This window comes from Larkinella rosea, assembly GCF_003858635.1.
Lineage (GTDB): Bacteria > Bacteroidota > Bacteroidia > Cytophagales > Spirosomataceae > Larkinella > Larkinella rosea.
Genome location: NZ_RQJO01000008.1, coordinates 377,480 through 400,031 on the forward strand (window position 1 = coordinate 377,480; position 22,552 = coordinate 400,031).

The 22,552-nt window shown below is 53.7% G+C and carries 17 protein-coding genes; 5 read left to right on the forward strand and 12 right to left on the reverse strand.

Annotation, left to right across the window (positions count from 1 at the left end; all coding sequences use genetic code 11):
• The first annotated feature begins 52 nt into the window (after positions 1-52).
• On the forward strand, positions 53-1,288 hold the full coding sequence (locus EHT25_RS10395) for a sterol desaturase family protein (RefSeq protein ID WP_310588746.1): 1,236 nt from the start codon (positions 53-55) through the stop codon (positions 1,286-1,288).
• 71 nt (positions 1,289-1,359) lie between these two features.
• On the opposite strand, the gene EHT25_RS10400 is transcribed toward EHT25_RS10395, so the two are convergent.
• From EHT25_RS10400 to EHT25_RS10410, 3 genes are read right to left on the reverse strand one after another with little or no spacing between them, the layout of a single operon-like run.
• On the reverse strand, positions 1,360-2,529 hold the full coding sequence (locus EHT25_RS10400) for a glycoside hydrolase family 43 protein (RefSeq protein ID WP_124874151.1): 1,170 nt from the start codon (positions 2,527-2,529) through the stop codon (positions 1,360-1,362).
• A 38-nt stretch (positions 2,530-2,567) separates the two neighbouring features.
• Entirely contained in the window at positions 2,568-3,635 is a 1,068-nt protein-coding gene (locus EHT25_RS10405; protein ID WP_124874153.1) for a glycoside hydrolase family protein, read from the reverse strand.
• A 43-nt stretch (positions 3,636-3,678) separates the two neighbouring features.
• Entirely contained in the window at positions 3,679-6,195 is a 2,517-nt protein-coding gene (locus tag EHT25_RS10410; RefSeq protein ID WP_124874155.1) for a phosphocholine-specific phospholipase C, read from the reverse strand.
• A gap of 379 nt (positions 6,196-6,574) precedes the next feature.
• Here EHT25_RS10410 and EHT25_RS10415 point away from each other — a divergent pair, with 379 nt between their 5' ends.
• Positions 6,575-6,919, forward strand: coding sequence for a hypothetical protein (locus EHT25_RS10415; RefSeq protein WP_124874157.1), 345 nt, complete (start codon positions 6,575-6,577; stop codon positions 6,917-6,919).
• 136 nt (positions 6,920-7,055) lie between these two features.
• On the opposite strand, the gene EHT25_RS10420 is transcribed toward EHT25_RS10415, so the two are convergent.
• From EHT25_RS10420 to EHT25_RS10435, 4 genes are all read right to left on the reverse strand, one after another.
• Complete coding sequence (locus EHT25_RS10420; protein ID WP_124874159.1) at positions 7,056-7,457, reverse strand: hypothetical protein; 402 nt, start codon at positions 7,455-7,457, stop codon at positions 7,056-7,058.
• Between the two features lie 144 nt (positions 7,458-7,601).
• The gene (locus EHT25_RS10425) at positions 7,602-9,974 is read right to left on the reverse strand and encodes a TonB-dependent receptor (protein ID WP_124874161.1); all 2,373 of its coding nucleotides are present in this window, start codon (positions 9,972-9,974) and stop codon (positions 7,602-7,604) included.
• 18 nt (positions 9,975-9,992) lie between these two features.
• The gene (locus EHT25_RS10430; RefSeq protein ID WP_124874163.1) at positions 9,993-11,087 is read right to left on the reverse strand and encodes a DUF4249 domain-containing protein; all 1,095 of its coding nucleotides are present in this window, start codon (positions 11,085-11,087) and stop codon (positions 9,993-9,995) included.
• 54 nt (positions 11,088-11,141) lie between these two features.
• A complete protein-coding gene (locus tag EHT25_RS10435; RefSeq protein WP_124874165.1) occupies positions 11,142-12,536 on the reverse strand; it encodes a Kelch repeat-containing protein in 1,395 nt (464 codons plus the stop codon).
• 269 nt (positions 12,537-12,805) lie between these two features.
• Between EHT25_RS10435 and EHT25_RS10440 the strand changes: the two genes are divergently transcribed.
• A complete protein-coding gene (locus EHT25_RS10440; protein WP_124874167.1) occupies positions 12,806-14,485 on the forward strand; it encodes a M28 family metallopeptidase in 1,680 nt (559 codons plus the stop codon).
• 50 nt (positions 14,486-14,535) lie between these two features.
• Here EHT25_RS10440 and EHT25_RS10445 read toward each other — a convergent pair whose 3' ends face one another.
• Positions 14,536-15,831 carry a glycosyltransferase gene (locus EHT25_RS10445; RefSeq protein WP_124874169.1) on the reverse strand — a complete coding sequence of 432 codons (1,296 nt, stop codon included), beginning with the start codon at positions 15,829-15,831 and terminating at the stop codon, positions 14,536-14,538.
• A 145-nt stretch (positions 15,832-15,976) separates the two neighbouring features.
• Between EHT25_RS10445 and EHT25_RS10450 the strand changes: the two genes are divergently transcribed.
• Positions 15,977-17,821 carry a sensor histidine kinase gene (locus EHT25_RS10450; RefSeq protein ID WP_124874171.1) on the forward strand — a complete coding sequence of 615 codons (1,845 nt, stop codon included), beginning with the start codon at positions 15,977-15,979 and terminating at the stop codon, positions 17,819-17,821.
• Positions 17,818-18,474, forward strand: a complete 657-nt coding sequence (locus EHT25_RS10455) for a response regulator (protein ID WP_124874173.1) — start codon at positions 17,818-17,820, stop codon at positions 18,472-18,474. The genes EHT25_RS10450 and EHT25_RS10455 overlap by 4 nt, the downstream gene beginning before the upstream one ends.
• A 272-nt stretch (positions 18,475-18,746) precedes the next feature.
• On the opposite strand, the gene EHT25_RS10460 is transcribed toward EHT25_RS10455, so the two are convergent.
• The 4 genes from EHT25_RS10460 to EHT25_RS10475 form a co-directional block, all read right to left on the reverse strand.
• Positions 18,747-19,283, reverse strand: coding sequence for an AAA family ATPase (locus EHT25_RS10460; RefSeq protein ID WP_124874175.1), 537 nt, complete (start codon positions 19,281-19,283; stop codon positions 18,747-18,749).
• Positions 19,284-19,290: 7 nt separating this feature from the next.
• Positions 19,291-20,850 (reverse strand): ABC transporter permease/substrate-binding protein, encoded by a 1,560-nt coding sequence (locus EHT25_RS10465; RefSeq protein ID WP_124874177.1) that lies wholly within the window; start codon positions 20,848-20,850, stop codon positions 19,291-19,293.
• Between the two features lie 12 nt (positions 20,851-20,862).
• The gene (locus EHT25_RS10470; RefSeq protein ID WP_124874179.1) at positions 20,863-21,816 is read right to left on the reverse strand and encodes an ABC transporter ATP-binding protein; all 954 of its coding nucleotides are present in this window, start codon (positions 21,814-21,816) and stop codon (positions 20,863-20,865) included.
• Between the two features lie 126 nt (positions 21,817-21,942).
• Positions 21,943-22,509 carry a sugar O-acetyltransferase gene (locus EHT25_RS10475; RefSeq protein ID WP_124874181.1) on the reverse strand — a complete coding sequence of 189 codons (567 nt, stop codon included), beginning with the start codon at positions 22,507-22,509 and terminating at the stop codon, positions 21,943-21,945.
• Positions 22,510-22,552 lie beyond the last annotated feature (43 nt).

Genomic DNA, 22,552 nt, shown 5'->3' on the forward strand with positions numbered 1-22,552 from the left:
TAAAAGGTATTCTTCTAATCTGTTTTTTTATAACTTTTCGTAGACAACGTGTATGAGCACTCTGACACTGAACTGGATGGCCGTTGCCGTTCCATTTTTTCTGTTTTTTATGGGTTTGGAATACCTGGTTTCCAAAAGGCAGAAAAAAAAATATTTTCATTTTAATAACTCTGTCGCCAACATCAACGTTGGAATCGCCGAGCGGCTGCTCGATACGTTCACCGTTGGCGCTTTTTACTTCGTTTACGATTATATTCACCGGCATTACGCCATTTTCGATCTCAAACCCGGCGTGTTGGGCTGGGTAGCCTTGTTTCTGGCTACCGATTTCGTCTGGTACTGGTACCACCGGCTGGCCCACGAGGTCAATGTCTTCTGGAGCGCCCACGTCGTTCACCACCAGAGCGAGGATTTTAACTACACGGTTTCGGCGCGGATTACGGTTTTTCAGGCGCTCATCCGAACCGGTTTCTGGACCATTCTGCCGCTGATCGGTTTTCCCGCCGGAATGATTACGGTCATGTTGCTCCTCCACGGTTTATATCCGTTTTTTATTCATACCCGCACCATCGGCAAATTGGGCTGGCTGGAGTACATCTTCGTGACGCCCTCGCACCACCGCGTCCACCACGCCAGCAATCCGGAGTATCTGGACAAAAATTACGGCGATGTGCTGATTATCTGGGATAAACTGTTCGGGACATTCGTCGAAGAAAAGGAAGATGCCGAAGAACTCGTTTACGGCTTGACCAAACCGCTCGAAAGTCATAGCTTTTTGTGGCAACAATTCCATTTTATGATGGAACTTGCCGAAACCGTCCGACGAACGCCCGGTTTTGTGGCCAAAATCAAGGTGTTATTCGGTCGTCCGGACGACATTGACCCGGAAATTCGGGATCATCTGGAAAGGCGGTTTTTATCCCGTTCGTCCGTTCGTACCACCAGTCGCCGGTTTCGGGGTTACGTTCTGGGACAACTGATTGGTATTCTGACCGTTCTGTTTGTTTTCCTGTTGTTCGAAAAGCAGGTGCCCCTTTATCATCAGGTGTTGATTTCCCTGTTTATTCTGCTTACGCTGGTCAACTGTGGAGCTTTGCTCGAACAACGGCAGTGGGTATTTTACCTGGAAATCAGCCGGTTTTCGCTGCTAATTTTAATGGCCTTTCCGTATCTGAATAATCCGCTGTCGTTCAGCGCGTTGTTCATAGGTTTTTTATTGACGCTGGCTTATTTTTCCCACTTGCAGAAACGGTATCTGCGGCTGGTCTACGGCGCGGTTTCGTACTAAGGCTGGGGACATTAAGTTGATCATTTTCCAGGTTCAAATGAGCGGTTTATTCCCAAAACCGCTCAACACACTCAACGCTCACTCTGCGCCCTTGGTAGTACGCCCGAGGGGCGTTGCTGCGGGGTGGTGGTGGGGCCCAGAATGGTGATCCGGCCGTTTTTGACCTGCATGCGGTCCATAAAGACAACGCGTTCGTCACCGGTTTTGGCGGTTCGGCCGTGGTAGACACAGAACATTTCTTTGCCATCCGGCGAATAGGCGATGCTGTTGTGACCTGTGCCCGTTACCGAGCCACCCTGATCGACATTTTGCTGCAGGACTGGATTATTGGCCGCTTTGGTGTACGGCCCCAGGGGCGACGACGATGTGGCGTACCCAATCGCGTAATAGCGACCGCCAAAGTGATTGGCCGAATACATCATGTAATACGTATTGCCTTTTTTAAACGTAACGGAACCCTCCGTCCAGCGACGGTTTACTTCGTGAGCCGTAACAGACCGGCTTTCCCATTCGGCCTGCTTGTCGTTGAGTTTAACGGGAGGGCGCAGCAATAAAACCGGCTGGCCGATGACACCCGAAAAATCCGGGTTGAGTTCGACGCCATACACCCAGCTTTCTTCAATCTCCTTATACCAGCCTTTTTGCCGGGCGAAATCGGCCACTTCACTTTCGACGGCGTGTTTATAACAGCACCTTGAATAATATAAATAGGCTTTGCCGTTCGTATCAAAAAACACGTTAGCGTCGATAATGGGATAGCCCGGATCAAAAATGGGTTGGTTGGCAAGATCGATAAACGGCCCCGTCGGCTTGTCGGCAACGGCTACTCCAATGCGGAAATTTTCCACTTCCCGGGTCGGATTTACCTTCCACTGGGCGCTGTAGAAGAGATAAAATTTCCCTTTTACCTCATAAACTTCAGGCGCCCAGTAGGCTCCGCCCCAACTGGCTTTGGGGTCACTCCAGCCATTTTGATTGTCGTGAAAATACACCTGTCCTTCCGGTTTCCAGTTAACCATGTCTTTCGATGAATAGGTGACAAACCCCTTCTTGGCTCCGCCACCCGTGCCGTAGAGGTAGTAAGTTCCCTGGGAGAACAACACGTAAGGGTCGCCTAACTGGACCGGCAGGGGATTGGAAAAGGTGGTTTTGGGGGAAGCTCCACTTTGTGGATTTTGGGCGTTTAAAGAACCCACAATCAGGGATGAAACCCAAAAAACCACAAATACTAATCGTTTCATTGAAATCATCGAATCGTTTCGAAATCAAGTTAGTCAATTTATTCTACTATTTGTAACGGCAACTCCATCCAGGCCAGTCCAATATTCCGGCGCATATGACTGGTACTGGAACCCTCCACGGCATCATAAAGCAACGCCAGCCGATTGCCCACCTGAATCACCGTCGGCATCCCAATCGCTCCTTTTGCCCAGCTTGAATTTTTGGCATCCAGAACAATGGCTTTGTCGGCTGCGCGCCAGTGATTGATATCCTTCGTCCAATACACCCAGATCGCGTCGGTATATTCTTCGCGTTTTTGATTAATACCGATGTGGTTCGTAAAGAGGTACCAGGTTTTTGTTTTGGCATCGAAAAACACCGACGAATTCTCGATTTGCTCATCCAGCGGAAAAATGGGGTTTTCATCGATTTTCCAGGAGGCATTCAAATCTTTCGTTCGGGCGATGCCTAACGTTCGTTTGGTGATTTTACCCTCCTGCGTTGCCCCACTAAAAAATTGAAGATATTCATTTCCCTGTCTGACAATAAAACCGGGGCTGGACGTCACCGTGTAGTAGCTGTTTTCCTTCGGCGGCAGGGCCACCACCTCATATTGTTTTTTCCAGGGACCGGCCAGCGAGCGCGACTGCGCTTTCATTGTCAAATAAGGGAAAGCCGGGATTCGATTCGGTGGAGGGGTCGTGTTTGGTGTTCCGACGTAAAACATATGCCAGGTATCTTTTTCCTTGATTACCCAGGGCGATGAGGCACTTTTAGCGTCGTTGCTCCCCGGTTTGCCCAGTTCCAGCATCAATCCCCGCTTCGTCCAGTTTCTCAGATCCTGACTTTCCGCCAGGCAGGCAATCCAGCCATCTTTTCCCGCCCCGTCATAAAATAAATAATAGCGATCCCCCTCCTTGTTGACCACCGCTTCGCGGGCGCCGTACGTATCGCAACTATCCGGCCCATCGCCATACCGCAGAACGATCCCTTCGTCCCGGCAAGCCATCCGGTGTTTCGCAGCCGGTCGTCCGTCTACGTAGCTTTGCTGCGCATGCAGGCCGGGCGCGAAAAGCAGCAGTGAAACAGAGAAACAGAGCCGGGTGGTGGTTACGAATAAATGCATGGCAAACGGGATACAAATAAGGTGAAGCGAGTACGGAATGTTTTCAGGATTTGCCCATGTAGGGATCGGTGATGCTTTCTTTGCCGGTTTCAACGTGGCCCGCAAACCGCTTGACGGTTTCGGTTTTCCCAACTTTCAGATTGAAATCGTACCAGCCCTGATTCTGGGAAACCGGAACCGTCGTGCGCACCTTCGCGTTGGCGGCTACCTTCAGTTCGATCGGTTTTCGCTGGTACGCGTTGTCGGTAATCTGAATGGTTTGGGCGGTATTCTCCCGGTTGTGAATCTCAAGCTGCACATCACCGGTGGGCTTCCCGGTTTTGTCCAACACGTAGGTACAAACCGAATGAATAGGGGTGTCTTTTCCATCACCGGCAAATTCACGGAAAAAACCGTTTGGACCGTACACCCGGAGGTGGTATTTACCCCCTTCAAAATCGGCCAGATTCCAGGTATCCGAAAGGGTATCGCCCGCCCGCACCGCGTAATTCCGTACGTTCAGCGGATCATGTTGGTAGGGATTCATGGCGTAAACCAGGAACGGCGAACCGGCCGCTTTTTTGCCAAACACCTTGTTGGCAGCATTCAGGCTGATGGTAAACGTCCGGCGGTCTTCCGCCAGTTCCCCTTCCACGTACAGTTCATACGGAATCGGGCAGGACGGGCGGGTTCCCGGTTCCTGTTTGGGTAAATTCGAAGAAGCTGCCGGATTTCGATTGATCTGTGTAACCTCGTTCGCATTCAGTGCCTTAAAGTTGGCCGGAGCCGCTTTGAACTGTGCTTTGTGAATGGTGGTTACGATCTCGTCCCGGTCGACCGGTTTTGGTTTTTGGTAGGCCGTCGGATCGTACGGCTGGAAAACCGTACTGATATTCCCGCAAATCGTCCGGCGCCATTCCGTGATGTTGGTTTCCCGGACCGGTTTTTTGGCTTTATGACTCGTAAATTCTTCCAGAAACTGAATAATGGACGTATGGTCAAAAACCTGCGAATTTACTTTGCCGCCCCGCGACCAGGGCGAGGCCACCACCAGCGGCACCCGGAAACCCAGGCCAATGGCGCCTTCCCGCGCGTTGGCCTTCGGAACCTGCGATAAATCCTGTTCCAGGGTCACGTATTCGGCTTTGACATCGATGCCCGCCGATACTTTTCCCGTATTTTCCTTTAAGGGATTGGGGATGGAAAACGGCGGAATATGGTCGTAGTAGCCATCATTTTCGTCGTAACACAGGATAAAAATCGTCTTTTTCCAGACCTCCGGATTTTTCGTCAGAATGTCCAGCACCTCGGAGACAAACCAGGCGCCGTACCAGGGGGCGGAGGGGTGATCGGAAAAATTTTGCGGAGATGCCAGGTACGAAACCGTGGGCAACTTTCCTTCGTTGACATCTTTCCGAAACTGGTAGAAAATATCGCTTTTCGGCACGCTAACCTTCTGCTCCACATCGCCATTCGGGTAGGAAATACTGCTCAGTTTGAGGTAATCGGGATTGTTACGGTTGGTCACAAAAGCCCGGTTATGGATGCCTTTTCCGGTGTCGGACAGTTTGTCAAAATTTCCGGCATTGTACTGAATCAGTTCGGCTTCGTATTTTTCGAGCATCGCCCGCTTGCCTTCCTGCAGTTTGGCCAGCTTATCCTTTTCGTCGCCCGTGGCTGCGGCCAGTTGCTGCTCTGATTCAGGCAACTGCTTTTTCAACTTCTCGATTTCCAGCTGAATGAAATGCCGGTATTGTTGGGAGAATTTGACATTGTACTGCGCAAATCGCTCCAGCGGATTACAGCCAAAATTCCCCAGCCACGAACCCACCGGCGAATTGAACTGCATCACGGCGCTCACTTCGTTCTGGTAAAAAGCCCAGGAAACGCCCGCTTCCTCCAGTCGTTCCGGGAAGGATTTCCACTTAACGGGCTTGTTATACGAGAAATAGCTATTGCGCACCACCGCCAGCGAATCCATCGTGGGCTGTTCCCGGATCGTCCCCGACCACAAATAGTAGCGGTTGGGGTGCGTGGGCGTCATCGACGAACAAAAACTCTGATCGCAAACCGTAAACGCGTCAGCAAGAGCATAATAAAACGGCAAATCCTCCCGATCGTAATGCCCGAGCGTCAGCGGCATGTCGGCATATTCCTTATGGCCCGACCGCTTCGAGGCAAGCCATTGATCGTATTTTCCACCGTTGTAGGCATCCACCTGCGACTCCCGGGAATGCGGCAGATCGTGCATCCAGGTGGCCTTCGTATCCTTGATATTCAAATGGAACGGCGCGTACGTATCGCCTTTCGGATCGGTCTGCAACCAGACTTTATTCTTGTTGGGCAAGGTGATCGCCCGCGGATCGTTGAAACCGCGAACGCCCTGCAATTTTCCGTAGGTATGATCAAAGGAGCGGTTTTCCTGCATCAGAATCACCACATGTTCCGCGTCCAGGTAGGTGGAATTCGGAGCCGGATTAATGGCCATCGCCTTTTGAATCGATTCGGGTAACAGTCCGGCAAAACCCATACCGCCCGACAACAGGGCCGCCTTTTTGAGAAACTCTCTTCTTGAATCCATTGGAATTGTGTTCTGATATTTTTAAAGGTTAGGGAAGCACTGAAAAAAGGTTTTGATGAAAAAACCAGTCAGTAGATTGATGGATTCAAACTACGATCCATGTACGCAGCGGACTGACGCCCGTCGACGCTGTGGCAAGTTATCCAAGATTTATTTGCTGACCAACCAAAGCGTGTCACGAATGGCGGAACGTAAGTAATGCGAATCAAAAGTGATCCTGTGGGGCGACAAACACCTGCTTACCGTTCAATTCTTACGGATAATTCGTTTAGAATAGTGTAGTTTCGTTGCGTGGGACGCAAACCAGGGCAGCAAAAGCCTTGGAATAAATAGTCCCAAATGGCTAAAGTCGAAATAAGACAAGTCGAATGGAATGACGATGACCGATCCTTTTGAAATCCATTGGGCGCAGGATGCCCGGCATACATTTGAACAACTGCCGCAGGAAGTGCAGGATGCGTTCACCAGGCAAGTGCCCGGTTTGGTCGCCGGCTATGCCCAACTATACGCCCAACGGCCGGAAGATACGCAGGTTGTCGGCAATATTTCTCATTTGCAGGCACCTGACTGGAATTTGTGGCTCCGCATGGATACGGAATACGCCGAAAAAGACGGCCAGCCGATTCTGTTCATAAACGAGTTTTCGAAGCTGTCACCCACGGAATTCGAGCAATCCGTGATGACAAATCGGGCGAAACAAGACGGACGCCAACCGAGGCCATAAACCGCAACACAACGCATAGTGGTTTTCATCGACCAATGGTTGGTGCTGGTTTTTACCATCATGAAAAAACCGGTCTACAGTAGGACCGGTTTTCATTATACACGTTACGAACCAGAACGTTAAAAAGACGTTTCGGTTAATTTACCGCGATCAGCCGACCCGGAACACGGGGTTGTTGGGTGGCCAGCGTCAGGTTATTGACTTTCGTATCGACTCCATTGGAAACGGTTACCTGGTAAGCGTCGTCGGGCAGGGAGTTGACATCCAGACTCAGGCGAGCTATTTTCTGATGTTTGCCCACTTCCTGAACAAAAAACTCCTTCCCTGCCTGGTTGACCAGCCGGACCTCAACAACTCCCCCGGTTTCTTTATCAACCGCAATCCGCAACTTGCCCTGGGCATCGGTGTAAAGACTGGTTTGGTAGGTGGCCACGGTATGTTTGGCTTTGGAGCCACTGTCGGGATTGGTTGCCGCGAAGGAAGCCGAAGCGAAAGTCAACGTAGTGGCAACAAGCAGGAACTGGCGTAGCGTTTTCATGATATCTGAAGGTTAATTTGTGTGTCGTTTGAATGAATCAAAGGTCGGCTTCAGACCGGAAAGACGCTGTCACAAATGAGTCAATCGCTGTCACTTTTGAGAAATAGCCAATGGAATGAGCGATTCAGAGTAAAAAAGAGTGGTTTAATAGTTAAAATTCCAGCTTAAGGAGGGTATAATCGTGCCAAAAACCGAGAGCCGGTAACTCCGGGTGGTTGTATTGACCCGTTGAAAATAAATCGAATACGGATTCTTGCGGGCATACACATTGTAGAGCGACACAGACCAGTTGCTGTACCGACGCTGTCCCGGGCTGCGCCGACCATCTTTCGTAAACGACACATCCAGCCGGTGATAGTCCGGAATGCGGTCGACATTCCGTTGCGAATAATCGAGCACTTTGGTTCCGTTGAGTCGGTAAGTCCCGTCCGGATAGGTAGTCGGTCGGCCACTGGTATAAATGAAGTTGGTGCCGAAGGTCCATCCCCGGCTCCATTTCCACTGCGTCGCGACGGTCAGGTTGTGGGGCCGATCAAAGGTTGAGGCATACCAGGCTCCGCCGTTGATGCGGTCGCGGGCGTAGGGCGTCTGGACCCGCGCCAGCGTCCGGGCGTACGTATACGCCAGAAGACCCGTCAGCAGTCCACGGGTTTTCTGCAGACTTAGTTCCACCCCGTATGCGCGCCCCTGCGCCCGCAGCAGGTCGGCATCCAAAGCCGGATTTAGCAGCAGCGTTGCGCCGTTGCGGTATTCGACCAGATCCGTCATGTCCTTGCGGTATACTTCCACCGAAGTTTCGTACGTATTATCCCGAAAATTATGAAAGTAGCCCACGGCCCATTGATCGGCCACCGAAGGCCGTACCAGCGGATCGCTGAGTTTCCAGAAGTCGACGGGAGAGATGGCGGTTGTGTTGGAGATCAGGTGCAGAAACTGCCGGGTGCGGTGGTAGCTGAATTTCAGGGAACTCGCGCTTGTGAGGTTCACCCGCACCGTCATCCGTGGTTCCCAGCCGCCGTAGCGAACGACCGGTTTTCCATTCCCGTACGATAGTGTATCGGTGATGGTTTCGCGGCTTCGGGGCATTCCGTCGGCATACTGATAACCAAGGCCGGGACCGATGTTGGTAAACCGGGCGTAGCGAATCCCTACCTGAACCGATAATTGCGGCAGGGGCGTCCATTCGTCGGAGAGATAACCCGCCCATTCGCGGGCCTGTTCGGTCGAAAGCGTCTGCATGGTGATGTTCGAATCGTCGCCGGTGGGGGCGATGGCTCCCGGCAGCAGCGAATACGCCGTCAGCGAACCCCCAAACTCGACCCGATGCGCGGGTATGGGTGTCCATTGCCCTTCAAACCGGGCCTCGCGCTGGCGGATCGTCGAGCGGTAGCGGTACGTGTTGGCCGTGCCCTGGCCGTCTAAAAAGAAACGGTAATCGCTCTGAGTGCCGGTCAGGTTAATTGAGAGATGCGGGTTGAAACGCTGGCTGTAGCGGGCCGTGAGCAGGGTAGACTGGGTGGTGTAAAGCGTATCCTGGGGAAATTTAAACGTATCAAACGATCGGTAGAAGGTGCCCGTTACCTGGCTATTTGGGGTAAAGCGGTACGTGATCCGGCCATTCAGATCATAAAAAGACGCCCGGTTCTGGTTGGTTGGAGCGGGAAAAAGCTTCAGCAGCAGCGATGGGTAGGCAAGGCGGCCGCCAGCCAGAAAAGTCAGCTTTTTGTTCTTCGTAACGGGCCCCTGCACCAGTAGCCGACTCGTCATCAATCCGATTCCACCGTTGACGCTGAGCCGCTCGGTTTCGCCCGGTTTGGTGTTCATCAGTAATAAACTGGACAGCCGCCCTCCGTAAGCGGCCGGAATGCCGCCTTTATAGAGCGTGACATCCTGAATGGCATCGGCGTTCAGATTGCTCAGCAACCCCAGCAAGTGGCTCGTATTGAACAACGGAGCACCGTCCAGCAGCACCAGATTTTGATCGGTGCGGCCGCCCCGTACGTTAAAACCGCCCGCTCCTTCGCCAACAGTGCTGACCCCCGGTTGCAGCGTCAGGGCTTTGAGAATATCGGTTTCGCCAAAAACAACGGGAATATTGCGTAAATTCTTCATGTCGAGCTTGACCACGCTCATCTGGGCCGCCGAAACGTTGGCATCGGGAGCGCGCCCGGTTACGTTGATTTCTTCTAGTTGCCGGATATCGGGATTGAGCGTTACGTTCACCACCTCGTCGGTGCGGCTGATGTCGGCCGGAATGCTGCGGCTGTAATACCCAAGCCGGGAGAAAGTCAGGCTATACAAACCCGGCAGCACGCGCAGGCTGTAAGCTCCGGTACTGTCGCTGAGGGTACCCAGATTCTGTTTTTTGTCGGCCACCGACACATTCGCCAATCCCCGGCCCGATGCGCCATCGGTAATTCGACCCCGAATCAGATACCGGTTTTGGGCCAATAAAACCGATACGGCCAACATCAGCAGGGCAATGGTTAAACTCAATCGGATAGCGAATGGGCGCATAGCGGTTTGGGATACGACTTATTTTCCGTAGGTAAGCCATTTGGTGGGCGGGGCTGCCTGAGCCTGTTCCCGGGCCAGACCCGGAACCGCCGGGTTGGCATTGCTAAACAACAGGGGGCCGAAACGCGAAACGAACCGGGCGTAATTGATGGTGTCGGTTTGAATGATCATCCGCTGGCGACTAACGGCCGACGCCCCGAAATAACCCAGTGCCAGCTGGTTGGAATCCGCTTCCGACCGCACGTTGCCCTCGATGCTGGCGGGTTGCGGGTCGAAAATAGTACCCGTGCGCGAAAGCTGTTCCTGGTAAAGAACCCAGTATTGGTAGGCCGCCCGCGAAAGGGAATACTGCCGAACTTCAACGTACTGGGTTCCTAAGGCAACCAGAGGAGCGGTCAGGACCAACTGGCCCATGAGCCGGTTTCCGTTGACCAACTGGTCGCTCAGGACGTTGGTAAGCGAGCCGTAAAAGGGGGCGTAGGCACCGTCGGCCGGAGGTAGCGACCGGTTGTAAGACCCCTGCGGATCGTTGGTGCTGCCCCAGATGGGCATGTAACTCATTGCCTGCCAACGGTAGAAATTACCGGATTCGGCCGGGTCACGGGTATCGATGCGGATTAGGAATGAATTGAAAGCCAGCGAATTGGGATTCGATACCTGATAGTCGGCGTAGAGCTTTTCGATGGGCGGAACCGGTGCCAGCAACTCCGGCCGGGAAACGTAGTGGCTTCCGTCGGGCAACTGAATCCGCAGCGTATAAACGCGGCCCGGTACTCCCTGAAACCGGGTGTCGCGCATCCAGTAGAACGCCGGGTTCAGCGGGTCCTGCACCAGTTGTGCCCGGTTGCCCAGGTTGTCTTCCACCGTGGCCACGGCCCCGTTGATGACCAGTTCGTCGGGAATCAGCAGCGCCCGGTTCAGGTTCCCCGAATACGTCAGTTTAATAATGTACGGCGGGGCTTCGTCGGTGATCATCCCGTCCACCACCAACCGGCGCTCGGTCTGCCGGATGGGCAACTCGACCGGGTCAACACACCCCCACAGGAAAATTAGCAGAAGACCCACCGCGCGAAAGCGTTGCCCCTGGCCAGTCGAAATAGGTGCAGTTATCATTAAGGTCGAACGGTTTGTTATCTATTGTTTTTCGTTTCCAATAAACCGCTTCATTTACGGCGTTAACTCCCACCAGTCGGTGCAGCCCACGATCCGGTTGACGCCCGTGCTGGTTCGTTGAGCTTCGTAGCCCCAGCCCAGGTACGCCCGTTCGGGTTTGGCTCCGTCGGGGGCGCTGAATACGGCCAGCAACTGATTCCCCTGACCGGGATAGTCCGTAACGTACTGCCAGCGATCGCTGTCGGGATCATATTGCCACAAGTCGCGCAGACCCTGGCCGTCGGGTGTCAGGCCAAGCCCAAAATAACCCTTGCGGGCCAGCGAAAAACCGGTGCCCCGCTGCCGGACCGGACCCGGAAAATCGGCCCGTTTGGTCCAGGTGTTGGTAATGGGGTCATAGGCCCAAAGCCGCGTGGGTTGTCCCGAACGCTGGTTGACAACATACCCGATGTTGCGGATGGAGAAAGTTGCCAGTGTTCCGGGGGGCTCCGGCAAAGGTGCACGTTCCGTTTGCGTGAATGTGGCGTGAATGCTTCGCATGGCGGAAGAGCCATTCTGAGTCAGAAAATAAGCTTCGTCGGTGATCGTGAAAAAGGCCACCTCGCCGTCCTCACCTCCGTATAAAGGTTTAAGCGGACTGCCTCCTTTCGGTAACACGACCGCCATGTCGTGGTAATAAAAGTATTTACTGGCCGCCCGTTCTTCGGTTACGTAACCCAGTCCGCTGAACTGGTAACGGTCTGTCCCCATAAAAAACACGTTGTACTGGACCAGGCCCTGGCGGGGAATACGGAGGCTGCTGCTGGCAAAAAACAACCAGCTGTCAGAAGCCCGATCGTAGAACTTGGTTTCCATGACATCCTGCTGTGGCCCGGCGTAGCGCAACAGCTGAACGCGGTTTCCTACGTAGGCTCCCGTGCCGGGATGACCGCAACCATTGTCCGGATTGGCCCCGCAAATACCATCCACGGCCACGGGGTAAGCGGTATAATCGCCCCCACTGAAGGTCGCATGGGCCAGTCGGGTCCAGCGGGGTGCCGTTGGGGGGCGGTGCGTATACGAGCGCAGCGCTGTAACCGAGTCCTGATCGGCGAAGCGGAAAGACAGGCGGAATTGGTAGGTTTGACCGCTGACCAGACCGTTCAGCCGGATGGTTGTCAGACTGAAATCGTTCAGATCTTTCGTTTCACCGGCTGGTATCGGCAGGTTGCCCCCTTCGGCAGAACCAGCCGTTATGCGCCAGCCTGCCGATTCGAGCCGGATGCTTTTCACCGTGACTTCTGCCGAGGTAGCGCCCGTGGAAAGGACGCTCACCAGCGATGCCTGGGCCGCCGTAACGGGGTCCGAAACGCGGATTGGCACTGGATCCCGACCCGTCTGACAGGAAGCCACGATCAGCGCCAAAACGATCCATTTTAGGAAAGAATACCAGTGTGTCAGGTTATTCATTCGTGTAAACCAGATGCGAAAAGCCGGTGTAGAATGCATGCATTCTACCTCGAAAGGACACCTGTTGCAATATATGAAGAGGAAATAAAATTATTCTATTTTCCTTTTTTGATACAACACGATAATTTCCTCATAAAGTGCTTCATTCCCTGCCGGTTTTCCCTATCTGGGCACAACCCTGTATCCGCTTTTTTTAGTGTATTGCCGATTTCGTCGGACAGAATCTGTATCTTAGATGTTTGACTTGTCGCAATACCGGTAACCTGACTATGAAATTTGCCTTAACCCTCAACGTCCTGCTGCTCAGTTTTTCCATTTCTTCCGCGCAGGATAAATCCGGCATTCCGGCCGAAGCCCGGACAGCATCCCAGTCCGTTAAACCGGAAGCCATTCGCGCCCACATGCGGTTTCTGGCCGACGACGCGATGGAGGGCCGAAAACCGGGTACCCGAGGGTATCGGCTGGCGGCCAATTACGTCATTTCGCAGTTTGAAGCCCTGGGTTTGGAACCGGCGGGCGATCAGCAAACGTATCTGCAAAAAGTGCCGCTGCGCCAGTGGCGGGTGAATGAGGAAAACAGTTCGCTGATCCTCATTGATAAAAAAGGCGAAAAACCGCTGGTTCTCGGGAAAAACTACAACCTGAGTCCGGTCTACGGTAGTGAAAAAAGTGAGGTAACTGCGCCCGTTGTTTTCGTCGGTTTTGGCGTCACGGCACCCGATCTGAATTACGATGATTACAAAAATATCGATGTCAAAGGCAAAATAGTGGCATATTTCAACGGCGCACCGGCGGCTTTCCCCTCCAACCAGCGGGCCTACCACGGTTCGGCCAAGCTGGAAAACGCGGCTGCTCACGGCGCGGTTGGTGTGATTTCGTTCAGCCTGCCCACCGATGTCCGAAACCGCATGGAATCATCGGCCACGCGGGCGCGGCAGGGCACTTACCGCTGGCTCGACAAGGACGGCAAACCACAGCGGGTTTATCCCGAACTGAAAGCCGTGGTCTCTTTGGGTGATTCAACGGCGCGGGCGGTTTTTGCCGAATCCGGGCATTCGCTGGCGGACGTGATCGCTGCGGCCAACAAGAGTATTCCGCAAACGTTTCCGCTCAATTTCTCGGTGCGGGTCAAAACCGAAACCCGTTCCGGTGGCGACATCGCCGGGTATAATGTCGTCGGATTGTTGCCCGGTTCGGACCCGGTTTTGAAAAACGAGTACGTTGTCTATGTTTCCCACCTCGATCACCTCGGCGTGGGGCGGCCCGTCAAAGGCGACTCGATTTTTAACGGTGCCCACGACAACGCGTCGGGCGTTGCCATCAACCTCGAAGCAGCCCGGATGTATGCGTCGCTGCCCCAGCACCCCAAACGCTCCATTCTGTTCGTGGCTGTAACGGCGGAAGAAATGGGGCTGCTCGGCTCCGATTATTTCGCCAGCAACCCGACGGTTCCGCAGGAGAACATCGTCGCCAATCTGTGCCTGGATATGCCCTTTTTCTTTCACAAACTGGTCGACATTGTGCCGTATGGTTCCGAACATTCGAGCATGGCGAAAGAAGTCAATACGGTGGCGAATTACCTGGGCGTGAAGGTGGCTAAAGATCCGATTCCGGAGCAGGTGGTGTTTATGCGCAGCGACCATTTCAGCTTTGTCCGGCACGGCATTCCGGCAATTTACATCAAAAGCGGTACGGAAACCGGTAACCCCGAACTCGACGGCCTGAAACTGAACCTCGACTGGCGGGCCACGATCTACCACTCGCCACAGGACGAAATCAACCAGCCGTTCGATTTCAACGCGGCCGCCAGACACGCTCAGCTCCAGTTCCTGATCGGCTACCTGACCGCCCAGCATCCGGAGCGTCCCACCTGGAACCCGGGCGATTTCTTCGGGAATAAGTTTGGGAGAAAACCAAGCGGGAAAGGGCAAACGGAAACTGGGAAATGAAAATAGAATGATGAATTATAACCGCGCGGGCGGCCCCGTTATAATTCAGATCATTTTTTTTCCAACACTTCCCCAATATACCTACTGCAAAGTCCAAAGGTATCATACCGCCGGAATTCGTCCGAAAGCCGGGTGATGTTTCGTTTGTATTGCGGATCGGATAAAACCGCCGTCACGCTTTCCCGGATTTGGTCGGGCGTTGGCGTTTCGGTTTTTAAGTCGATGCCCAGCTTGAAATAACCGACCCGCGCCGTGATCTCATTCTTCACTTCGTGCAAACCGGCGGTCACCATCGCCACCTGATGCGTGATGCTGAGCAAAACGCCCCCGTAACCTCCGTTGGTCACAAACACGTCGGCGTATGGCATGATCCGGTTAAAATCCAGAAAAGGCTCGATGATGACGTTTTTCTGGAGATAACGCGCCCGGAGCCGGTTCGTCTGCGGACTACCACCGGTGGTAACGATGATCAGATACGGAAAATCCTTAAGCGCTTCCAGCGTCGGCACAATGATCTTCTCAACGTCGCGTTCGACGGTTCCCTGCGTCACGAGAATCACTTTTTTGTAATGTTGGAGTTTCGTTTCGTGCAAAAAAGGCCGGTTTTGCTGAAACTGGTGCGGCAACAACGGTCCCACAAAACGCAGATTGGTTGGCCAGTCGCTACGCTCGTAATCGAAGCCCGGCGTTCCGCTCTGCAAATACAGATCTGCCCGCCGAATCTGCGTATCGATAAAAACATTGGGATTCGGACGAACGCCATAATTGCCCAGCATCCGGTTATAAACCGCCGTTATTTCCCGAAAAATGACATGTTGTACCAAAAACCGCAGCAGCGCCTGTTTGTTTTTTCCGAAAAAACCGGTCGAGGGCGTCATGCCCAAGCCCGGCGGAGGCAGATCGACGGAAGTGCTGCCCAGGGGCGCGATACCAATACAAACCACCGGCACGCTCAATTTGTGCTGAACCAGCGTCGAAGCGATGAAAAGCATGTCGCAAACCAGCAAATCGAACGGGAATTCGCGGTGAATGTCCTCTAAGTCAGCGAAGTAGTCCGGCGTTTTCAGGATGAAGTAATGGATCATGTCGAACTTCACCTTGCCGATCTGGCTCTTGTGGCGACGGCGTTCCGGAAAAACATCCTCCAGATTTTCCTGCGTCACTTCCGTCGCTTTCCGAAACGGGAAGTGCGGAATTTTCATTTTTTCCAGCTTTTCCGCGAAAATAGGGCCGGTGTACCAGCGCACGTCGTATCCCTCGTTTTTCAGGTGAACGGCTAGCCCCGTGAGCGGATTGAAATGCCCCTCCAACGGTACGGATGCGAACAAAATGCGTTTCGATTTCATAAGTAGCTGTTGTCTGGACAAAACTACCAACCCGCTCACGGAGCTGAAATAGCTTTCCAGACTCATTTTTCTGAGTAGTAAAGCTCAGGCGAATGAGTAGCGGCACCTATTGCGGGAGACCACCGAAAATGCCGAACTTGCGTGCATGCCGACCCATTCCCGCCTTTTCCGGTTTCGTTTGTTGCTGATCCTATTGCTTTCTGGCATCGGCGGACTGGCTCGGAGCCAGGATTTTCCGCCCCGGCTCATCCTGCACGACGGCCTGGGCGAAGGTACGGTAACGGGACTGAAAGCCGCCTTTTTAAAGGATGAAACCGCCCGGCTGACGTTGGCAAACATACGTAAACGCGATGCCCGGTTTCAGCCGGGACAATCCACTATGCCTTCCAATGGGCTAAAACCGATGGCGGTTTGGTGCGCATTTCGGATTCAGAACGACTCGCAGCGGGAATGGTATCTGGAAATTGACCCGCATTACATTCCCGAAATTGATTTTTACGAGCAACAACTGGATGGTTCGTTTACGCATCAGCAACTGGGCACGCGGCACCCCTACCGAAACCGTCCGTTGCAGACCAACCGGCTGATGGTGCCGCTGAACATTCCGGCGGGCGCTTCCCGGCTGTATTACATCCGCTTTTGGAGCGACAACACACTGCGGTTTCAGCTAAACGTTGCGACGCTGCCCACGCTCTACGCCTACAATCAGCGGCTGGATCTGTTCAACGGCCTGTATTTTGGACTCTTGCTGTCGCTGATGCTCTACAATGGCTTCGTTTTTGTTACCCTTCGCGACCGAGCGTATCTCTACTACGTCCTGAGTATCGCATTGGTTGGGTTGAACATTGGGCACCAGCGCGGGTATGCCTTTCAGTTGCTCTGGCCCGATAGGCCTTTCTGGAACAGCGCCAATTTGCTGGCGGCCGGGGGCTGCCTCTGCGCGGTTTTGTTTACGAACGCGTTCCTGAACACGGCCAGCTATGGTCCCCGGCTTCGGCGGCTGGATTTATTCGTCGTTTTACCGGCTTTTCTGACGCTGATTTTAACGGTTTTGGGCGAGCATTCGATCGGTTTTCGGGTGCAGTTGTTCACCAGCATGATGCTGATTGCGTATGTCTTTATCATCGGCATTGCGGTGTATCGGAAAGGGTTCAAACCGGCCCGGTTTTATTTGCTGGGTTTCGGGTCGCTGGTGGTCGGGGTGTTCTTTTTTATTCTGAACGACAGCACCGGTAGTGCCATGCAAGTTGGTTCCGTCATCGAAGCCATTACGCTCTCGTATGCGCTCGTGAATAAATTGAACACCTACAAACTGGAGAAGGAGCAGCTTCAGATTCAGGCGCTTGAGCAGGCTAGCTCGTTTTCGCAGCAATTGATTCAGACGCAGGAACATGAACGTAAACGCATTGCCGCCGAACTCCACGACAGCGTGGGGCAGAGCCTGGGTCTGGTCAAAAATCGCCTGTTGTTGCTGCAACACAAAACCGGTGACATTCTGCCCGCGAAACTGGAAGAAGTGACGCAAACCGTAGCGCAGACGATTCAGGAAGTGCGAACGATTTCGTACGGGTTACGTCCTGTTCAACTCGATTTGCTGGGCCTGACGGAAGCCATCAAAAGCCTGATCAATGAAACCGCCGAAGCGAGCCAGCTTCCTTTTTACGAAGAAGTCGACACCATCGACAGGCTGTTTTCCACAGAATCCGAAATTAATCTGTACCGCATTGTGCAGGAAGGGCTGAATAACCTGATCAAACACGCCCGCGCGACGCAGGCCATCGTCCAGATAAAACGCCAAGAAAATAGCCTGACGCTCTGGATCGAAGACGACGGCATCGGGCTGATGTCGTCGGAAGCGGTTCCGACTTCGCCGGGATTGGGGCTGCGCGGCATTCGCGAGCGGCTGCATTTGCTGAAAGGAACGCTGGAAATCCGCAAAGCACACCCGCACGGAACCATTCTGAGCATGACCATTCCGATCCAACTATGAATACGCTGCATTTGCTGATTGCCGACGATCACCCGATTTTTTTGAAGGGCCTGCGCGAAGTACTGGAAAGCGTCGAAAACTGGACGATAGTGGCCCAGGCCGGCAATGGCCCGGATGCGCTGCGGGCGTTGCAAAATCAATCGGTCGATGTAGCGGTTTTGGATCTCGACATGCCCGGACTGAGCGGGCTGGAAGTGGCCGACCGGATTCTGGCCGAAAAACCGGATTTGCCCATTATTTTGCTAACAATGCACAAGGATCAGGCGCATTTTTTTCGGGCGCTGGAAATCGGCATTCTCGGCTACGTGCTGAAAGAAAACGCGGTGATCGACGTTGTTCAGGCAATTCGGAAAGTCGTTGAAGGGCAGGCGTATATCAGCCCCGACATGTCGGTTTTTCTGCTGCGACGAACGGTCAAAACCGTGCAGCGAAAACCGCCCGACGCCCTCGCACAATTAACACCCGCCGAACGCCAGATTCTGGAGCTGGTGGCCGAATTCAAATCCAGCAAAGAAATGGCCGATCAGTTGTCGATCAGCGAACGAACGGTGAACAACCACCGGATGAACATCGTCCGAAAGCTCGGTTTGGCGGGCAAAAACAGCCTTTTGCGGTTTGCGATGGAACACGCGGGCGGTTTGCGGGGTGGGTGAGAAGGGAATGGCTAAACGTAGTCTTTACGGCTCTTTGTCACCAGTTTTGCAGCTTTTGATTGGCGCAGTTTTTATCGGTACGTCTCGTAGAGACGGAATGTTTATAGAATAAAGGCCTGATTACCAATCGCCTGCCGTAGGTAGGCAACGGTTGCCTACCTACGGCAGGCGATTGAAGCAATACGAAATCATGGCTACAAACATTAGATACCTAACGGCATCTAAACAGAGGTCTATCGTATTCTTCAATTTGCGTTACAAATCCTTGCTTTTCAGTGTTTGATCGCAGCCAAAACCCGCTCCATTCGTTCGGCAATCGTCGTATCGCCTTCCATTTTCAACACCGGGCAGGATACTTTTTGGAGCCAGTTTTGATGAGATTTCAGGGTTCGTCCCTGAGCCGTACCGGAGTCGTAACCGGCGGCCCATTCGATGAATTCCGCGTAAGTCTTTTGCCGTTCAGGGTCGGTCAGGATAATGTCGCCGAAACGCTCGAACTCTCGTTTTCGCAATCGCTCGATGCGGATATCCGGCGGAATCCGGAGAAAAACCACCAGATCGAAGCGGTTTTCCCAACCGTTGCCCCAATTGCTGACGGAGCCGCCTAAAATGCAGTCGGGATGATTATCCAATGTTTCTTTACACAGGCGGTTCCGCTCGTCCGGATCGCGCCGGTTCTGGTAAGGCGGTTCCGATTTGATCCAGAAAAAATCGTCGCTGTCGAAATACGGAATGTTTAGTGTTTGGGCCAGATGACGACCTAAGGTCGTCGCGCCCGCACCGGACGCACCCATAATGTGAATGCGCATGCTTTCGCTACTGATCCAGATACCGCTTCAGCTCCGAATTGGTTTTGATGCCCAGCTGCCCGGCCTGCGATTCGCGCATCATCAGCGCGTAGGTGTTGTTGAAGCCCAGCGGTTTTTGCCAGTTGAGCTTATACTGCCGCTGAAATTCGGTATTGACATAGTCATAAACCGCTTTGGTGTCGACTTGCAGTGAATCGGAAACCGCTAGCGGTGGTTGCAAAATGACCAGCAAACCGGTGCCGGTGTATTCGGGATAGAGGTCGATGCTTCCGGCATTCAGCGCGTCGAAGCAGATTTTGGTGCCGCCCAGACCGGTTTTGGTAACCACCTCCAGGGCCGTCCGGTTTTCCACCAGCTGCCGCAGAATTTCGACCAGAATGTATTGTTCTGTAAAGATCATGGCGCCGACCACCAGTTTGCCCTGCCGCTTGCCGACGTACGGTTTTTGCAGTAAATCGCTGCGGTTCAGAAACTCCCGGGCGACGGTTTCCGGTGATTTGTGGAGGTAATCGACCTGGTAATTCAGCTCGGTCATCGACGAATCCGAAAGCTGTCCGGCCAGCAAATCCAGCGTGGGTTGCAGTTCCGGGTATTTTTTCAGACTCAGCTCGCGAACCACAAAGGCGGCCTGATAAGGCGGAAAGGCGTGTTTATCGTCGGCCAGCGTCCGCAGATTGAAGGCTTTGATGCGCCCGTCGGTTGAATAGCCGCTGATAATGTCCACGAGGTTGGTATGAACGGCTTCGTACATCAGATTCTGGTCGATCAGCCGCGACGCCAGGTGCAGGTCATACGTGCGGATCAGAGCCGGGTAACCATCGGCGCGGCCGTAAAACTCGTGGGCAAAACCGGCATGTAAACGGGGCTGGCCATCGGCCGGGTACCAGTAAAACGATGACAGAACCGGAGCCAGCAGGAAGAATACGATCATCACCCGGTACCGCCACAAACCGCGCAGGTTCTGCAAACGCGCCAGTCCGGCGTCGAACAGGATGGCCAGCAGGGCCGACGGAATCGTTCCGGCCAGAATCATGTTGGTGTTGTTCAGCGCAATTCCGCCGAAAATAAACTCTCCCAAACCGCCAGCCGCCAGATAAGCCGCCAGCGTGGCTACGCCGACATTGATCACGGTGGCGGTACGAATACCGGCAAAAATAACCGGCATCGCCAGCGGTAACTCGAGCCGAAACAAGATTTGCCAGCGGGTCAGGCCCATGCCCCGGGCGGCTTCTTTCAGCGCCGGACTCACTTCCCGGATGCCGACATACGTATTCTGAACGATGGGCAAAAGGGCATATAGAAACAGGGCCACAATGGCCGGTCCGGGGCCAATGCCCAGCAGCGGAATCATGAAACCCAGCAGCGCAATGCTCGGAATAGTTTGCAAAACGCCCACCGACCCGAGCGTAAAACCAACCAGCCGGGGCCGGAAGGTGATCAGAATGCCCAGCGGAATGCCAATTACCAGCGCAATACACAACGACAGAAACGTCAGCCCGATGTGCGTTAGGGTTTGTTCGGCCAGTTTATCGGCGTGTTCAACAATGAATTTGAAAAATTCCTGCACGGTGGCTGCGGTTTAGACGGTTTGTTTCTGGAGTAATTGCCCCAACGCGGGCCAGATAGCGGCCGACTGTACGGTTACAAAGTGCGGACCGGTTTTAAAAGCGATGGATTCCGGGCCGGACAGCTCATTCAGTGCATCGGCCAGTTGGGTGTGGGCCGGGAAAAGCCGGGCTTCCGGTGGCGGAGCGGTTTCGTTGGGCAGATACGGTGCCAAATCGTGCAGCGAAAAAACGTGCAACTGAAGCGCCAGCCATTGGTCGGCGAAAAAATTCCGCACGAATTCGTTGACCGGTTGCAAAAGCAGTTCTCGGGGCGTACCGATCTGCTGGATGCGGCCACTGTCCATTAGGGCCACGCGATCACCGAGTTCGAAGGCTTCCCGAATGTCGTGCGTGACCAGAACGATGGTTTTCTCACGCAATTCTTCCAGGTTTTTGAATTCCCGGCGAATGGCGCTCCGCGTCACGGGGTCGAGGGCACCCAGTGGTTCGTCCATCAGCAGAATCGACGGCTGCGCGGCCAGCGCCCGGGCGAGTCCAACCCGCTGCCGTTGCCCTCCGCTCAGTTGGTTGGGATACGCATTCAGGTAGGTTTCGGGCAATCGGAGCATCGCCAGCATTTCGCGGATGCGGTTTTGAATCCGCCGTTCGTCCCACTGCAACAGCCGGGGCACCAGCGCAATGTTTTCGCCGATGGTGTAATGCGGAAACAGCCCGGTTTCCTGAATCACGTAGCCGATTTCCCGGCGCAGTTCGTGGAGTTTCCGCCCCCGAATGTCACTCCCGTCGATTTCGATGATTCCGGCCGTTGGCTCGATCAGCCGGTTGATCATCTTCAGGGTGGTGGTTTTGCCGGAACCGCTGGTTCCCAGCAGCACCAGTGTTTCCCGCGACGCCACTTCAAAGGAGACGTCATCGACGGCCAGGTGAGTCGGATACTGCTTGGTAAGCTGGCGAACAGCGATCATGGATATACGTTGTAAAATAGGTGAACGGTTTTTTAGTATACGGTTTACAGTTTCAATGTCTGGTATAAAATGTTGCTTATCAGTGGCTTGACTCAAAGGTTTATAAACCGTGAACGTTAAACAGCCTTAGTTTTCCTCGGTGATTTCCCGAATCACGCGGCACGGATTTCCGGCGGCAAAGACATTGGCCGGAATGTCGCGCGTGACGATACTACCAGCTCCGATGGTGGTGTTGTCGCCGATGGTGACGCCCGGGCAAACCACAACGTTTCCGGCCAGCCAGACGTTGTTGCCGATGGAAATCGGTTTCGCAATATCGGACCCTTTCTGAATCCGGTGGCTGGCCAGCAGCGGATGACTCGCGGCATACAGACTCACGTTAGGGCCGATCAGCACATTGTTGCCAATGGTAACCGGACAGTAGTCCAGAATGGTGCAGTTGTAGTTGATGAAAACCGTATCACCCAGCTGAATGTAGTCGCCATAGTCACAATAAAAAGGCGGTTGCACATCCGGGTTTTTGCCCACCGACCCGAGCAAAGTGCCCAGAATCTCTTCCCGGAGCGGTTGTTCGCTGTTCAGCGTCTGGTTATACCGCATGAATAATTCCCGGGCGCGGGCGCGCATGGCCAGCAGTTCGGGGTCATTGGCCCAATACCATTCGCCCGCCAGCATTTTTTCGCGTTCAGTCATTCGTCAATCAGGGAGGGTTAGGATGTTACTTCAAGAGCAAATA

Coding starts and splice junctions, on each gene's coding strand:
- EHT25_RS10395 (WP_310588746.1), top strand. CDS start 53: ATGAGCACTCTGACACTGAACTGGATGGCCGTTGCCGTTCCATTTTTT.
- EHT25_RS10400 (WP_124874151.1), bottom strand. CDS start 2,529: ATGAAACGATTAGTATTTGTGGTTTTTTGGGTTTCATCCCTGATTGTG.
- EHT25_RS10405 (WP_124874153.1), bottom strand. CDS start 3,635: ATGCATTTATTCGTAACCACCACCCGGCTCTGTTTCTCTGTTTCACTG.
- EHT25_RS10410 (WP_124874155.1), bottom strand. CDS start 6,195: ATGGATTCAAGAAGAGAGTTTCTCAAAAAGGCGGCCCTGTTGTCGGGC.
- EHT25_RS10415 (WP_124874157.1), top strand. CDS start 6,575: ATGACCGATCCTTTTGAAATCCATTGGGCGCAGGATGCCCGGCATACA.
- EHT25_RS10420 (WP_124874159.1), bottom strand. CDS start 7,457: ATGAAAACGCTACGCCAGTTCCTGCTTGTTGCCACTACGTTGACTTTC.
- EHT25_RS10425 (WP_124874161.1), bottom strand. CDS start 9,974: ATGCGCCCATTCGCTATCCGATTGAGTTTAACCATTGCCCTGCTGATG.
- EHT25_RS10430 (WP_124874163.1), bottom strand. CDS start 11,087: ATGATAACTGCACCTATTTCGACTGGCCAGGGGCAACGCTTTCGCGCG.
- EHT25_RS10435 (WP_124874165.1), bottom strand. CDS start 12,536: ATGAATAACCTGACACACTGGTATTCTTTCCTAAAATGGATCGTTTTG.
- EHT25_RS10440 (WP_124874167.1), top strand. CDS start 12,806: ATGAAATTTGCCTTAACCCTCAACGTCCTGCTGCTCAGTTTTTCCATT.
- EHT25_RS10445 (WP_124874169.1), bottom strand. CDS start 15,831: ATGAAATCGAAACGCATTTTGTTCGCATCCGTACCGTTGGAGGGGCAT.
- EHT25_RS10450 (WP_124874171.1), top strand. CDS start 15,977: ATGCCGACCCATTCCCGCCTTTTCCGGTTTCGTTTGTTGCTGATCCTA.
- EHT25_RS10455 (WP_124874173.1), top strand. CDS start 17,818: ATGAATACGCTGCATTTGCTGATTGCCGACGATCACCCGATTTTTTTG.
- EHT25_RS10460 (WP_124874175.1), bottom strand. CDS start 19,283: ATGCGCATTCACATTATGGGTGCGTCCGGTGCGGGCGCGACGACCTTA.
- EHT25_RS10470 (WP_124874179.1), bottom strand. CDS start 21,816: ATGATCGCTGTTCGCCAGCTTACCAAGCAGTATCCGACTCACCTGGCC.
- EHT25_RS10475 (WP_124874181.1), bottom strand. CDS start 22,509: ATGACTGAACGCGAAAAAATGCTGGCGGGCGAATGGTATTGGGCCAAT.